This is a genomic window from Bacillus sp. S71, from assembly GCF_016625265.1.
Classification (GTDB): domain Bacteria; phylum Bacillota; class Bacilli; order Bacillales; family Bacillaceae_G; genus Bacillus_A; species Bacillus_A cereus.
The window spans coordinates 239,068-253,865 of record NZ_JACVUW010000007.1; the positions used below are offsets into that span (position 1 = coordinate 239,068).

A 14,798-nucleotide genomic window follows, 5' to 3' on the forward strand; every position below is an offset into this window, starting at 1 on the left:
GAACATGTATAAAATATTAATTGTAGAAGACGATGAGAAAATTGCGGGAATATTAGAAGAGCATTTAGAAAGGTATGGCTATCAATCATTTAGAGCAAGTGATTTACGTCATATAAAAGATGAGTTTGTAAAAATAAATCCTCATCTTGTGTTACTTGATATTAATTTACCGTACTTTGACGGTTTTTATTGGTGTCGTCAAATTCGTACTGTATCGAATGCGCCGATTATTTTTGTTTCTGCAAGAACAGGGGAAATGGATCAAGTAATGGCGATTGAAAATGGCGGCGATGATTATATTACGAAGCCATTCCATTTAGATATCGTAATGGCAAAGGTGAAGAGTGCGCTTCGCCGTGGCTATGGAGAGTATGCCTCTGCTGCTGAGAGTGATTGTTTAGGTGTAAATGGACTGTTGTTATTCCCGTCCCAGCATATCGTTGAGTGGCAGGGACAACAAACTGAACTGACAAAAAATGAGTTTTACTTATTAGAGTGTTTAATGAAACAGGTGAATCAATATGTAACGCGTGAAGAACTGTTAGAAGCTCTATGGGATGAAGTAGCATTTGTGGATGATAATACATTAACCGTAAATGTAAAACGTGTAAGGAAGAAACTAGAAGAGCTAGGCATTAAAAATGCAATTGTAACGAAACGTGGATATGGTTATGCGCTTCTTACAGAGTGGGGCGAAGGGCATGAAGGTTAAAAATTACCTCATGGACCGTTTTTCTTTAATTCTTTCTTATATTGTTAGCCTTTGTTTATTTGGGCTTGTTTTGCAGTTGCAAAGTCTTTTAGAAAAGAAATCCATTGATTGGAGTACGTGGTTATATGGACTTTTATTAGGAACAGTTGTGTTTACTGTATACCTCATTTACGATTACCGAAAACGGAGTGTGTTTTTAAAGAGTATCAAAAAGTATGTTACTGGCGGAAATACATTACATGACTCTTTACTTATTGATGAATCTTATACATTAGAGCAAGAAATGGTCGTTGAATCTTTTACGTTATTAAGACAGCAATATATGAATGAAGTTCATAAACAGCATGCGAAAGAGCAACAGCAAATGATATTTATGAACCAATGGATTCACCAAATGAAAACACCAGTATCTGTTATTGAATTATTGCTGCAAAAGTTTGGCAAAGAGCATCGTGAGGCAAGAGCAACAGTTGAAAGTATTCGTGAAGAAAATAACCGTATACTAAATGGTTTAGATTTAGCGTTACATATGGCAAGACTAGAGCAGTTTGCGAAAGATTATAAGGTAGAAGTAGTAAATGTTATAGATGTCGTGCGAGGTATTATTAATGAAAATCGGAAATCCTTCATTCAATCGTCTGTATTTCCGAAAGTGATGTTTGAAGAAGATACTTGTATGGTTGCCTCTGATAGAAAATGGCTAAGTATTGCTATAGGTCAAATTGTTGTAAACGCAATTAAGTATACAAAAATTTCAGCGGCAGAGAAAAAAGAAATTCAATTTCAAATTGAAGAGAAAGACCAAAAGGTGTTATTACATATTAAGGACAATGGAATCGGTATTCCAGAGCAAGATGTAAAGCGCATATTTGATCCATTCTTTACGGGGGTAAATGGCCGTAAAACGAGAGAAGCGACTGGAATGGGTTTATATATTACGAAGGAAATTTGCGATAATTTACATCATGGAATGTATGTTCAATCGGCTGAAGGAGAAGGGACAACATTCACGTTCCAATTTGCAAAAGATGAAGAATATCATACATTGATGAGAAAAATGACAAAACTGTAAGATAACAAAACGTTTTGTAAGGGAAATCACTCGTTTCTTTTTCTTATTTTTCTTATAGTAAATGTAAGAAGAAAACACGTAGGGGGATTAGAAATGAGTGTTCTTGAAGTAAAAGGATTAACGAAGGTGTACCAATCAAAAGGTTCAGTAGCGACGACTGCTTTAAACGATATAAATTTTAAAATAGAAGAAGGCGAATTTGTAGGGATTATGGGTCCTTCAGGAAGCGGGAAAACGACGCTTTTAAATTTATTAGCAACAATTGATAAGCAAACTTCAGGTCATGTGCTTGTAAATGGTGAAGAAATTAATCAAATGCGTGCTGCAAAATTAGCGGAGTTTCGCCGTACACATTTAGGGTTCATCTTTCAAGATTTTAATTTACTTGATACGTTATCCATTAAAGAAAATATTATTTTACCACTTGTAATGGCGAAGAAATCTGTAAATGAAATCGATGCGAAAGTACTGGAAATTGCGAAGTTTTTAAACATCGAAGAAATTTTAAATAAAAAAGTATACGAAGTATCTGGGGGACAACAACAACGTGCAGCAGCAGCGAGAGCAATCATTCATGAACCGACGTTAATTTTAGCAGATGAGCCAACTGGAAACTTAGACTCGAAGTCAGCGAAATCGCTAATGGGCGCTCTGCAAGATTTACACGAGCAAAAGAAAGTAACGATTGCAATGGTTACGCACGATCCAGTAGCGGCTAGTTATTGTGAACGTATCCTTTTCATACGCGATGGGGAAATTTTCTCGGAAATACATAAAGGAAGAACGAAACAAGCCTTTTTCCAAGAAATTCTGGACGTACTTGCGATGCTAGGAGGAGAATATCATGAACTTTCGCCAGCTCGCGTTTAATAACGTAAAAGGAAATTGGCGTAACTATAAAGCGTTTCTTATAAGTAGTTGTTTATCGATTGTCGTATTTTTCATGTATGCTTCTTTTATTTATCATCCAGATGTCGTAAGCGGTAATATTAGTATGAGAAAGATGATCACAAAAGGATTAGAATCGATGAATTATATTGTGGTCATCTTCTCGGCACTCTTTATTTTATATGCAAATTCAACGTTTTTACGAGCAAGAAAAAAAGAGTTTGGTCTACTAACATTAATTGGCGGAACGAAATCGCAGCTCGGCCGAATGATTATATTAGAGCAACTGATGTTAGGTAGTATTGCAATTGTAGTTGGTATTGGGGCTGGAATGCTTTGTTCAAAATTATTTTTCCAAGCGTTAAGCGTATTATTGAAAATAGATAAGACACTTCCACTCGTTTGGAATAGTAAAGCAATTCTTATTACAGCTGGTGTATACTTTATCCTATTTTTAATCCTATCATTGTTTAGTGTTTGGACAGTCGGACGCTTGCAAATTATTGATTTATTAAGAGAAGCAAGAAAGCAAAAAGTAGAGCCGTTTGCATTTACATGGTTATGTGTAGTTGGTATAGGATGTATTATTGCTGCGTATGTACTTAGCTTCCAAGTAACGTTTCTGAATTTCCTCATCCTCTTTTTACCGGTTGTAGGACTGACAATTGGCGGAACGTATTTACTATTTACACAAGGTAGTACAGTCGTATTAAAAGCATTGCAAAAACGAAAACAATCTTTTTATACGTACCCAAATATGTTCGTCCTTAGTAACCTTATTTATAAAATGAAAGATAATGCTCGTTTTCTATTTGTAATTTCTATTATTACGGCGGTTGTATCCTCGGCAGTTGGCACGCTTTACGTATATTTTGAAAATTTGAGTGCGAAAACGGTAGAACTTACACCACACGCTATTTCATATGAGGAAAAGGGGTTAAATACGCATAACCTTATTAATGAAGAAAAGGTACAGGAGCTTGTGAAGAGACATGGGTTTGAAGATGCGCGAAAAGTAACCTACGTTAAACTACCGGCAACACAGAAAATAACGTTGTTTAATAGTGAACATGAAGTACCGATGACGATTATTTCAGAAAAAGAATATAATACGGAAGTGCGCAAACAAAAGAGAGAGCAACCTACAGAAGTTCATAATGCACCAGGTAGTGCAACAATGGTTATGGTTGATATGTCAAATGAACTGATGAAGCTAGACCGCACGAAACCGTATGAATTTACAATTAACGGACAAAAGCAGTCTGTTCAATTAAATAATCCAACGCAGTATTCTGTTTTTAATGATAGTGAATATCTCGTTGTAAATGATCAAGATTTTGAGAAGTATGCAAAACTCGTACCAGATGAAGAAAAGACGAAATATTACGGTTATTATATTGAGGATTGGAAAAGTACAGAAGATCTTGTATTAGATTTGAAAAATGAAATTGCACCAGAAAAGCAAGGAGAATTGAGAAATTCAGTGTTTGCGTATAAGGATATAAGAGAAGGTGGAGCGATTACAATGTTCATCGGTTTCTTCGTGGCGGTACTATTCTTCTTCTTCGCTTGTAGTATGACATACTTTAAATGGTTTAACGATAAAGAACAAGATCGCATTCAATTTAAATCGTTAAAGAGAATCGGTATGACAGATAAAGAAATTCGCAAAATTGCGATTCGACAAATGGGAGTTATCTTCTTTATACCAATTTTAATCGGTTCCATTCATAGTGGATTTGCTCTTCATACGTTAGGGAAAATGCTTTATATTAATTTGTGGAAATCAGGTGCGCTTGTAATTGGAGCATACATTTTAGCTTCTGCCATGTACTTTATGATCGCGCAAAGAGGATATTTAAAACACGTAAAAAGCTAGGGGAACCTCTAGCTTTTTGCCTATGTAGTAAGTTACAGGAGGACGATAGATGAACATTCGGCAACTAGCGCTGCAAAATATAAAAGGAAATTGGCGTAATTATAAAGTGTTTTTCTTAAGTAGTTGTTTTGCGATATTTGCATCTTTTGCATATATGTCTGTCATTGTACATCCGTATATGCAAGAGACGATGTGGTATCAAAACGTACGTTGGGGACTTATCATATGTAATGTTATAATTATTTCTTTTTTCGTCATATTTATTTTGTACTCTACTTCTATTTTCATAGAAGCACGTAAGAAAGAATTAGGGTTATATATGTTAATGGGAGCAACGAAGTCTAACGTAATAGGAGTAATTATGACCGAGCAAATATTAATTGGAATTTTTGCTAATATTTTCGGTATAGGGCTGGGCTTGATCTTTTTAAAGCTCTTCTTCATGGTGTTTAGTATGTTACTGGGGCTTCCGAAAGAACTCCCTGTTATATTTGACGTAAGTGCGATTGGTGTAACATTTATTACATATATGGTCGTTTTTATTCTGTTATCTTTTATAAGTGCTTTACGTATATGGAATATAAAAATCATTCGGTTATTGAAAGAATTTCGAACAGATAAAAAAGAGAAGAAAACATCAAAGTGGCTTTGTATATTCGGCTTTATTTGTTTAGGGATAGGATATGCGTTAGCGCTACAAGTGACGATGGCTACGATAGCAATATACTTTTTCCCTGTGTCTATACTTGTCTTTTTGGGAACGTATTTTTCTTTCGCGCATGGTGCTACCCAAGTGTTAGAAATGATAAAGCGAAATAAAAAGATTATGTATACATATCCATATTTGTTTATAGTGAATCAATTGTCACATCGAATGAAGGAAAATGGTCGCTTTTTCTTTCTGATGTCTATGGCAACGACGTTTGTAGTTACAGCAACAGGTACGGTGTTCTTGTATTTTTCTAGCATGCAAGATATGTGGCGAACTGGAGGGGTACACTCGTTTTCGTACATAGAAAAAGGTATTTCTACTTATGAAGTCTTTGAAGAAGGTGCGGTTGAAAAATTACTGAATCAATATGGGTATGATGATTTTCAATATATGAGTTTTGTTGGAGTGTATGCATCCTTTCAGTCTAATAAAGGAGAAACAACAATAGCACCGCTTATAAAAGAAAGTGATTATAACCAAGAAGCGAGGAAACAAAAACAGAAAACATATCATCCTAAAAAAGGTACAGTGACACTCGTTTATTATAATAAATACAATAATTCGAATGTATATAATCAAAAAGAGATTCAATTGCAAGTAATGAATCAACCATATCAATTCGTATTTAACGGTCAGAAAGAAGGGGTTCAATTTAACTATCACCCTTCGTACATTAATGGTCTGTTCTTCATTATGAATGATGAAGACTTTGATAATATAGCAAATAAGGTTCCTGATTCTGAAAAGATGATATATAGAGGCTACACATTATCAAATATCGAAAAGACGAAGGAATTGAACGAAGATTTACGGAAACATATGAAACAAGATAATAATAATGCATTTCGAAGTAATATGGAGTTATATGTAAGTATGAAAGAAGGCGGCGATATTACTCTATTTGTGGGCTCGTTTATTAGTATATTATTCTTTCTTACTTCATGTAGTATCGTGTATTTTAAATGGTTCCATAATATTGCATCGGACCGAAAGCAGTATGGTGCACTCTCTAAACTTGGAATGACGAAGGAAGAAGTATGGAAAATTTCTCGTTGGCAATTATGTATGCTATTTTTTGCGCCAATTATAGTAGGGAGTATGCATAGTGCAGTTGCGTTATATACGTTTCATAATACTTTTTTTATGGATGGATCATTAAAAAAAGTAGGTTTGTTCATTCTGTTTTATATCGTAGCATGTATCATTTATTTCTTTTTCGCTCAAAGAGAATATAAGAAACATTTAGACTAGCAAATGCTAGTCTTTTTTTAATATTCGAAATTTACATAGAAGAATATAAAAAAGTATGGTATAACAGTAAGAAAACGAAAAAGAGGGGAAAAGACGATGATTCGAGTAGGATATTTAGGACCAGAAGCAACATTTACAAATATGGCGGTGAGTCGTTTTTTTCCGGAAGCAGATCATGTACCGTATCGAACGATTCCAGATTGTATAGATGCAGCTGCAAATGAAAATGTAGACTTCGCAGTCGTACCGTTAGAAAATGCAATAGAAGGTTCAGTGAATATAACGGTTGATTATCTTGTACATGAGCAGCCGCTTTCTATTGTAGGAGAAATTACAGTACCAATTCAGCAGCATTTACTTGTACATCCGCAGTATGCAGAAGTGTGGGATGAAGTATATGCGGTGCATTCTCATCCGCATGCCATTGCACAGTGCCATAAGTTTTTAAATGAAGAATTAAAAGGAGTAACTGTTCGAGATATGACATCCACAAGTGCCGCTGCGCAATATGTGAAAGAACATCCTGAAGAAAAAATTGCCGCTATTGCAAATGAAGCAGCTGCAGAAAAATACGGATTAACAATTGTAAGACGTAGTATTCATACGCATAAAAATAATCACACACGTTTCCTAGTACTTCATAAGAAAAAGAAAGCAATACTCCCGAATAACGGAGAAAACCGCGGAGAGAAAACGACGCTTATGATAACGTTACCTGCAGATTATGCAGGTGCCCTATATCAAGTGTTATCAGCTTTCGCATGGAGAAAATTAAACTTATCAAAAATCGAATCGCGTCCGATGAAAACAGGTCTTGGAAATTACTTTTTCTTAATCGATGTCGATAAAGCATACGATGACGTATTGTTACCAGGTGTAACGATGGAACTTGAAGCGCTCGGTTTTTCTGTTACTGTGCTGGGGAGTTATTCTTCTTATTGGTTGTAAGATGTAGATGGAATATTTGTATTTGCCTAATCGTCCATATCATTTCATTGCCTAGTATATTTTTTGATAGATTAATAAAATCCCACCTGCAAAAGGTGGGATTCTTTATCCCGCTATTTGCCGGGCAGCCCGATTGGTGAGGGCTGATTAAAGTTTCACTTTATTTTAACTTCGCAAGACGATCTTCTAACTGACCACGCCAAATATCAGCTAGTTCTGGAACAGCAAGAATTTTTTCAATGCCATCTTTATCTTTTCTATTATGAAAATAAATTTCGTTAGAGAACAAAACAGAAACATTGCTCGGCTGACGTTCTAGTAATGTAATTTTAGAATCTTTACGTACAGTACCTTCTTGAAGAACACGGCATAGGTAGCCTGTAAATCCAGTTGCTACAATGCGCGGCAAAATGCCAGGGATGCCAAGGCGTTTTGAAATTGTGCTACAAGGTACGCGAGCTTGCGTTACTTGAATGATTGCTTCGCCTAGTTGATATGTATCTCCGATGCATACATCATGCTCTAACATATTTGTTACGGTAATGTTTTCACCAAATGTGGAAGCTGGAAGCGTAGTTTGAAATTCCTCTTCCCATAGTGCGTAATGCTCGTGTGGGTACACACAAACAGCACGATCAGATCCCCCGTGATGTTTTAAATCCGCTACGTCATCACCACGAAATCCGTCTTTTGAGAGAAAGGCCTCTTCTGTAGGAGCTTTACATATACCTGTTATCATTTCTTTATCTTCGCCATATTTCATTTGTTTCGGTTTGCCAATGCTAAAGTGAACGAGTTCAATTCCCATATTTGATCTCCTTTACGATTGATTACAATATTATAGCATTAAAAAAGCACAGAGAATGATAAAAACTCTGTGCTTTACATTAATAAACGAGAAATCCTGCTTTATCCAGTGCCTCACAAGCAGCATTTAATTTTTCTTTAGAATCTGCCTCGATTGTATGTAAGTGAATACCATCTGTTAGTTGTGAAAGATAGGAAGCATTTGTGTTTTCGATTTTTTGTAAATATTGCTCTACATCAAAGCGATTGCTTACCATAATGGATGCTGTTAAGTCACCGTATACAGGATGCTCAACTTTTACGTCTTTAATCGTAACGCCATGGTCAACAAGCATTGTAAGTTCCTGACGTACTTCTGCTGGTTTATGTTGGCATACAATTACGCGTTCGAAAGTTTGTTGCTTCTCTTGTGGCTTTAAATATAAATAACCTTGAGCAGTCGCAATAATTGGTTCGTTTCGTGCTTTAAGCAAGGAAATATCTTGCACGATAACTTGTCTACTTACGTTCGTCTTTTTCGATAGTTCATTCCCCGATAACGGTTCATTTGCAGCAAGAAGCCACTGGAGGATAAGCTGTCGTCTTTCTTCACCTAAAATCTTTTTTTGTTCATTTTGTTTCATTATGATTTAACACCTCTATAAAATTGATTTCCAATTGTGTGTAGTGCATGAATAGTAGTATCAATTTGATCTTTCGTTGTTTGTTGTCCGAAAGAGAAGCGGACATATTGTTTGGCCTCTTCATACGTTTTTCCAATTGCAAGCATAGTTTTCGAAGGTTCTTGTTTACCGACTTGGCAAGCACTTCCGGTGGAAATGGCAATACCATGACGATTACATTCTAGCATAGTATATTGACCTTCTATTCCTTTTATTGTAACCCCAACAATATGTGGTAAACAAGAAGTAGAATGACCTTCTACTTCAATTTCTAGCGGAAGTGTTTGTATTTGCTCTAAAAAGTAGGATCGTAACTCTTTAAAACGTAAACTTTCTTCCCATTGAGTTTTTAATATATTTTCAGCAGCTGTTAAAAAAGATGCGATGCCGGGAACGTTCACTGTACCTGGGCGAAATCCTTTTTCGTGAGAAGTTCCTGGAAATACTTGTTCCCAGCGAGATTGCGGATTTATGTAGCAAGCGCCGACACCTTTTGGGCCGTATATTTTATGTGCTGAAACAGAAAGACTATCAATCCCCATCTCAAAAACATGGATAGGCAGTTTACCAAATGTTTGCACACAATCCGTATGAAATAAAACATTATATGTTTTTAAAAGTGCACCGATTTCTGTAATGTTTTGAACGGTTCCGATTTCAGAGTTTCCATGCTGTATACTTGCTAGCACAGTATCCTCTGTAATAGCTGCCTCTAAATCTACTAAACAAATGAGTCCGCTTTTATCAACAGGAATTTCAGTGATCGTATAGCCTTTTGATTTTAGAGATTGAAAATAACTTCGAATGGATGCATGTTCCATAGGTGTCGTAATAATATGCTTCTTATTTCGGGCATTTAGAAGTGATTGAATCGCAAGATAGTTCGATTCCGATCCACCGCTTGTGAAAAATACTCCTTGTTCTTTGCCTCCAATCATTTCCGCAAATGTTTTTCGGCAAACTTGTAATAAAGAAGAAGCTGTTCCTCCAATATCATGTAAACTTTGTTCATTTCCGAAGTATTGCGAAGCTGCTTTCATATATGTTTGTAACGCTTCCTCGCTCATAGGTGTAGTAGCTGCATAGTCAAGATATATCATCATGTAAGTTCCTCTCTCTAGTAAGAGTTACATTTCTTTTACTTTTTAAATGGTAGTGAAAATAAGAATTATAAAAAAACTCTTGTCATTATTTTAAAACTATGTAAATATAGGTGTCAAGACAGTTGAAAAGTGTAAAGTAGGAGGCAACAATTATGCCAAGTGCAGATGTCTTAATTATTGGAAGTGGCGTTGCGGCACTTCGTGTTGCAAAAGAGATTTGTCACGAAAAGAATGTGATTATTATCACAAAGGAGACGAAACGTAATAATAATACACATTTAGCTCAAGGTGGAATTGCCGCAGCGGTAGCTACATATGACAATCCTAATGATCATTTTGAAGATACGTTAGTAGCAGGGTGTCGTTATAACAATGAAGAAGTGGTCCGTTATTTAGTCGAGGAAGGACCGAAAGAAATTAATAACCTTATTGAAAGAGGAATGAAATTTGATGGAGATGAAACAGGTCCTCATCTTGGAAAAGAAGGAGCGCATCGAAAACGTCGTATTTTACATGCAGGTGGCGATGCAACAGGAAAGAATTTATTAGAGCATCTTATTCAAGAAGTAGCTCCATACGTTACGGTAGTGGAACAGGAAATGGTGCTCGATTTTATTATAGAAAAAGATAAATGTGTTGGGGTTTTAACTCGCAACAATAAAGGAGAACTGAAACGTTACAATGCAGATTATACGGTGTTAGCTTCAGGCGGTATTGGCGGTTTATACGCCTTTACTTCTAATGATGAGACAATTACAGGTGATGGACTTGCAATGGTGTACCGTGCAGGCGGAGAGCTTGTAGATTTAGAGTTTATACAATTTCATCCGACGATGTTATACGCGGGTGGGCGTTGTTCCGGCCTCGTGTCCGAAGCTGTTCGCGGAGAAGGAGCTGTCCTTATAAATGGCAAAGGGCAGCGTTTTATGATGGATATACATTCCGAACAGGATTTAGCGCCTCGTGATGTAGTCGCAAGGGCTATTCATGAACAACTACTTGCGGGTGAAAAAGTGTACTTAAACATCAAAATGATTCAAAACTTTGAACAACGCTTTCCGACTGTGTCATTGATATGTAAAACGAATGGAGTCGATATAAATAAAAACCTTATTCCAGTCGTGCCCGGTACTCATTTTCACATGGGTGGCGTGAAAACGAACTGTGATGGAGAGACGTCTATTCCGAACCTATACGCAGTCGGGGAAGTAGCTTGTAATGGGGTTCATGGTGCAAATAGATTAGCGAGTAATTCATTATTAGAAGGTCTTGTGTTTGGAGGAAGAATCGGAAGACACATTTTATCTAGAGAGACAAAAGAAAAGGTGAACATGCTAGCCGAAAAAGAAGCAAAGTTTATCGTTCTGAATCATTTACCGACGAAAGAAGAAATACAAAAATGCATGATGAAATATGTTGGGATTGTGCGAACAGAGCAAAGTTTATCTTATGCGAAGAGATGGCTTAGTAAGTATGGTGTTCGAAATATGATATTACAACATGATGTTCTTACGAATGAAGAGATAACGCTTATTAATATGTTAACAGTTTGTGAGCTTATAGTTGTTTCAGCCCTGCAAAGAGAAGAAAGTATTGGCGGGCATTACCGAAGTGATTATCCAGATAGAAATATAGGAAAGAAAGAGATTGTTCGAGTAAAGAGAAAACTACAACTTGTGTGATGAGGGGAAGAGGGGCTTTATGAACACGATAAAAGTTAAAGAAGCATTAAATCGATTTTTTTTAGAAGATATAGGAGAAAGAGATGTAACATCTCAGCTTATTTTTCCAGATAACTTACTTTCGAAAGGAACGTTTCTTGCGAAGGATACAGGGGTCTTTGCAGGACGTTTAGTAATTGAATCAGGATTTAAATTAATTGATGAGAGAATTGAAGTAGAGCTTCATAAAAAAGATGGGGATCTTGTAGAAAAAGGCGAAATCATTGCAACTGTGCAAGGGCCAATTGCATCGTTATTAACAGCAGAGCGCGTTATATTAAACGTTATTCAGCGTATGAGCGGAATAGCGACGATGACGCGTAAAGCGGTTCTTGCTTTAGATAGTAGCCATACTCGCATTTGTGATACGCGAAAAACGATGCCAGGACTACGTATGTTTGATAAGTATGCAGTCGTGTGTGGTGGTGGATTTAATCATCGCTTCGGTTTATATGATGGTGTCATGATTAAAGACAATCATATTGCGTTTGCTGGTTCTATTACAAAAGCTGTTACATCAGTGAAAGAAAAGTTAGGACATATGGTGAAAGTAGAAGTAGAAACAGAAACTGAGGAACAGGTGAGAGAGGCTGTTGCTGCTGGTGCGGATATTATTATGTTCGATAATCGTACGCCAGATGAAATCCGGGAGTTTTCGAAAATTGTACCAAGCGCTATCGTTACAGAAGCTTCAGGGGGCATCACAATTGAAGATTTATCGAAATACGGAAAAACAGGGGTAGATTATATTTCACTTGGAGCGTTAACACATTCAGTGAAAGCACTTGATATTAGTTTCAATATTGAAGGGTAAGGAAAGTGGCTTAGAGGGGGAGAAACGTATATGAGTATTTTAGAACAAGTACAGCCAATTGAAACGATGTTACCAGAGCGTTATTACACGATGTCAACGGAAGATATGGAAAAGCGTGTTCGTGAAATTAAAGAGAAGATGGGGAAAATGTTATTCATTCCAGGGCATCATTATCAAAAAGATGAAGTGGTACAATTTTCAGATGCAGCAGGGGATTCACTTCAGCTTGCGCAAGTTGCAGCGAGCAATAAAGACGCAAAATATATTGTGTTTTGCGGGGTGCACTTTATGGCGGAAACAGCAGATATGTTAACGACAGATGATCAAGTTGTCATCTTACCAGATATGCGTGCAGGTTGTTCGATGGCGGATATGGCAGATATTGAACAAACAGAAAGAGCGTGGAAAGAGTTAAAGAAATTATTTGGAGATACGATGATTCCGTTAACATATGTGAACTCTACAGCTGCAATTAAAGCGTTTTGTGGTCGTAACGGAGGAGCAACAGTAACTTCTTCTAATGCAAAGCAAATGGTATCTTGGGCGTTTACTCAAAAAGAGCGTCTCGTCTTTTTACCAGACCAACATTTAGGGAGAAATACAGCGTACGACTTAGGTATCCCGTTAGATAAAATGGCAGTATGGGACCCACACACAGATTCATTAGAGTACGATGGGGATATAGAAGAAATTCAAGTGATTTTATGGAAAGGGCATTGTTCTGTTCATCAAAATTTTACAGTGAAGAACATTGAGAGCCTACGAAAAAATCATCCTGATATGAATATTATTGTACATCCAGAATGTTGCTATGAAGTGGTAGCTGCTTCAGATTATGCAGGCTCAACGAAGTATATTATTGATATGATTGAATCGGCGCCATCTGGTAGCAAATGGGCGATTGGTACAGAAATGAATTTAGTGAACCGAATTATTCAGCAACATCCAGATAAAGAAATTGTTTCACTTAATCCATTTATGTGTCCATGCTTAACGATGAACCGAATTGATTTGCCTCACTTATTATGGGTACTTGAAACGATAGAAAGAGGAGAAGAAATTAACGTTATTAGCGTAGATAAACAAGTAACGGCAGAAGCGGTTCTTGCATTAAATCGTATGTTAGAGCGTGTGTAAAGCAACGGTATTCCCGTTGCTTTTTTTCATACATATAATCATAACAAGAACAAAATGGGCATACATTGTTTTGAAGAAATCATTGTGGTTCTTTATGCTTATTCCACTTCGAATGATATTGAAAATCGAAGAAGTGATAAAAGTGAAAAGAAGTTAATGTTATTTAGAAAGAGTTACTTCATGAGATTTGTTACTTATAGATAAGTTATACAGGAGGGGGAAAATTTGAAAATTCATATCGTGCAAAAAGGGGATACCCTTTGGAAAATTGCGAAAAAGTACGGAGTGGATTTTGATACGTTGAAAAAAACAAATACACAACTTAGTAATCCAGATTTAATCATGCCAGGTATGAAAATTAAAGTGCCATCCAAGAGTGTTCACATGAAACAACAGGCTGGAGCAGGTTCAGCGCCTCCAAAGCAATACGTAAAAGAAGTGCAACAAAAAGAATTTGCAGCAACACCAACTCCACTTGGAATAGAAGATGAAGAAGAAGTTACGTATCAATCAGCACCAATTACACAGCAGCCAGCTATGCAACAAACACAAAAAGAAGTGCAAGTAAAACCGCAGAAGGAGATGCAAGTAAAGCCGCAAAAAGAAGTACAGGTGAAACCGCAAAAAGAGGTGCAAAAAGAACAGCCAATTCAAAAAGAGAAACCAATTGAAAAACCGTCTGTTATTCAAAAACCACCTGTGATAGAAAAACAAAAACCGGCGGAAAAAGAAAACACGAAGTTTTCGGTAAATGTATTGCCACAGCCGCCACAACCACCAATAAAGCCGAAAAAAGAATATAAAATTTCGGATGTAATAAAAAAAGGCAGCGAGTTAATTGCTCCTCAAATTAGTAAAATGAAACCTAACAATATCATTTCTCCGCAAACGAAAAAAAATAATATAGTATCGCCGCAAGTGAAGAAAGAGAATGTAGGGAATATAATATCGCCACAAGTGAAGAAAGAAAATGTAGGAAATATAGTATCGCCGCAAGTGAAGAAAGAAAATGTAGGAAATATAGTATCGCCGCAAGTGAAGAAAGAAAATGTAGGGAATATAGTGTCACCGCAAGTGAAAAAAGAAAATGTA

Annotated in this window: 12 protein-coding genes and 1 pseudogene; 10 read left to right on the forward strand and 3 right to left on the reverse strand. The window is 36.5% G+C overall.

Annotation, left to right across the window (positions count from 1 at the left end; genetic code table 11):
- Positions 1 to 4 precede the first annotated feature (4 nt).
- The 6 genes from IBT51_RS17775 (at position 5) to pheA (ending at position 7,462) form a co-directional block, all read left to right on the forward strand.
- A complete protein-coding gene (locus IBT51_RS17775) occupies positions 5 to 712 on the forward strand; it encodes a response regulator transcription factor (RefSeq protein WP_002082113.1) in 708 nt (235 codons plus the stop codon).
- On the forward strand, positions 702 to 1,784 hold the full coding sequence (locus tag IBT51_RS17780; protein WP_069356239.1) for a HAMP domain-containing histidine kinase: 1,083 nt from the start codon (positions 702 to 704) through the stop codon (positions 1,782 to 1,784). The genes IBT51_RS17775 and IBT51_RS17780 overlap by 11 nt, the downstream gene beginning before the upstream one ends.
- A 93-nt stretch (positions 1,785 to 1,877) precedes the next feature.
- Entirely contained in the window at positions 1,878 to 2,654 is a 777-nt protein-coding gene (locus IBT51_RS17785; RefSeq protein WP_088024440.1) for an ABC transporter ATP-binding protein, read from the forward strand.
- The gene (locus tag IBT51_RS17790; RefSeq protein ID WP_200458521.1) at positions 2,629 to 4,551 is read left to right on the forward strand and encodes an ABC transporter permease; all 1,923 of its coding nucleotides are present in this window, start codon (positions 2,629 to 2,631) and stop codon (positions 4,549 to 4,551) included. Before IBT51_RS17785 ends, IBT51_RS17790 begins: the two co-directional genes overlap by 26 nt.
- A gap of 49 nt (positions 4,552 to 4,600) precedes the next feature.
- Positions 4,601 to 6,514 carry an ABC transporter permease gene (locus IBT51_RS17795; RefSeq protein WP_078401074.1) on the forward strand — a complete coding sequence of 638 codons (1,914 nt, stop codon included), beginning with the start codon at positions 4,601 to 4,603 and terminating at the stop codon, positions 6,512 to 6,514.
- A 96-nt stretch (positions 6,515 to 6,610) separates the two neighbouring features.
- Entirely contained in the window at positions 6,611 to 7,462 is an 852-nt protein-coding gene (gene pheA, locus IBT51_RS17800; protein WP_000621693.1) for a prephenate dehydratase, read from the forward strand.
- A 160-nt stretch (positions 7,463 to 7,622) separates the two neighbouring features.
- Here the strand turns inward: pheA and IBT51_RS17805 are convergent, their stop codons facing one another.
- From IBT51_RS17805 to IBT51_RS17815, 3 genes are all read right to left on the reverse strand, one after another.
- Complete coding sequence (locus IBT51_RS17805; protein ID WP_200458522.1) at positions 7,623 to 8,270, reverse strand: MOSC domain-containing protein; 648 nt, start codon at positions 8,268 to 8,270, stop codon at positions 7,623 to 7,625.
- A gap of 79 nt (positions 8,271 to 8,349) precedes the next feature.
- Positions 8,350 to 8,892, reverse strand: coding sequence for a transcription repressor NadR (locus IBT51_RS17810; RefSeq protein WP_088025474.1), 543 nt, complete (start codon positions 8,890 to 8,892; stop codon positions 8,350 to 8,352).
- Positions 8,892 to 10,034 (reverse strand): IscS subfamily cysteine desulfurase, encoded by a 1,143-nt coding sequence (locus IBT51_RS17815; protein WP_069356236.1) that lies wholly within the window; start codon positions 10,032 to 10,034, stop codon positions 8,892 to 8,894. Before IBT51_RS17815 ends, IBT51_RS17810 begins: the two co-directional genes overlap by 1 nt.
- 152 nt (positions 10,035 to 10,186) lie before the next feature.
- On the opposite strand from IBT51_RS17815, the gene nadB reads away from it, so the two are divergent.
- From nadB to exsA, 4 genes and pseudogenes are all read left to right on the forward strand, one after another.
- Positions 10,187 to 11,716: an L-aspartate oxidase gene (nadB, locus tag IBT51_RS17820; RefSeq protein WP_200458523.1), complete on the forward strand. Its 1,530-nt coding sequence runs from the start codon at positions 10,187 to 10,189 to the stop codon at positions 11,714 to 11,716.
- A 19-nt stretch (positions 11,717 to 11,735) separates the two neighbouring features.
- On the forward strand, positions 11,736 to 12,569 hold the full coding sequence (nadC, locus tag IBT51_RS17825) for a carboxylating nicotinate-nucleotide diphosphorylase (RefSeq protein WP_029443359.1): 834 nt from the start codon (positions 11,736 to 11,738) through the stop codon (positions 12,567 to 12,569).
- A gap of 30 nt (positions 12,570 to 12,599) precedes the next feature.
- Positions 12,600 to 13,706, forward strand: a complete 1,107-nt coding sequence (nadA, locus tag IBT51_RS17830; protein WP_088025473.1) for a quinolinate synthase NadA — start codon at positions 12,600 to 12,602, stop codon at positions 13,704 to 13,706.
- Between the two features lie 225 nt (positions 13,707 to 13,931).
- Positions 13,932 to 14,798 (forward strand): annotated as a pseudogene (exsA, locus tag IBT51_RS17835) (spore coat assembly protein ExsA); the annotation flags it as partial.

Excerpts from the sequence above, each read along its gene's own strand:
- IBT51_RS17805 (WP_200458522.1), bottom strand. The coding sequence starts at position 8,270 with ATGGGAATTGAACTCGTTCACTTTAGCATTGGCAAACCGAAACAAATG.
- nadA (WP_088025473.1), top strand. The coding sequence starts at position 12,600 with ATGAGTATTTTAGAACAAGTACAGCCAATTGAAACGATGTTACCAGAG.
- IBT51_RS17815 (WP_069356236.1), bottom strand. The coding sequence starts at position 10,034 with ATGATGATATATCTTGACTATGCAGCTACTACACCTATGAGCGAGGAA.
- IBT51_RS17795 (WP_078401074.1), top strand. The coding sequence starts at position 4,601 with ATGAACATTCGGCAACTAGCGCTGCAAAATATAAAAGGAAATTGGCGT.
- nadC (WP_029443359.1), top strand. The coding sequence starts at position 11,736 with ATGAACACGATAAAAGTTAAAGAAGCATTAAATCGATTTTTTTTAGAA.
- IBT51_RS17785 (WP_088024440.1), top strand. The coding sequence starts at position 1,878 with ATGAGTGTTCTTGAAGTAAAAGGATTAACGAAGGTGTACCAATCAAAA.
- pheA (WP_000621693.1), top strand. The coding sequence starts at position 6,611 with ATGATTCGAGTAGGATATTTAGGACCAGAAGCAACATTTACAAATATG.
- IBT51_RS17775 (WP_002082113.1), top strand. The coding sequence starts at position 5 with ATGTATAAAATATTAATTGTAGAAGACGATGAGAAAATTGCGGGAATA.
- nadB (WP_200458523.1), top strand. The coding sequence starts at position 10,187 with ATGCCAAGTGCAGATGTCTTAATTATTGGAAGTGGCGTTGCGGCACTT.
- IBT51_RS17790 (WP_200458521.1), top strand. The coding sequence starts at position 2,629 with ATGAACTTTCGCCAGCTCGCGTTTAATAACGTAAAAGGAAATTGGCGT.
- IBT51_RS17810 (WP_088025474.1), bottom strand. The coding sequence starts at position 8,892 with ATGAAACAAAATGAACAAAAAAAGATTTTAGGTGAAGAAAGACGACAG.
- IBT51_RS17780 (WP_069356239.1), top strand. The coding sequence starts at position 702 with ATGAAGGTTAAAAATTACCTCATGGACCGTTTTTCTTTAATTCTTTCT.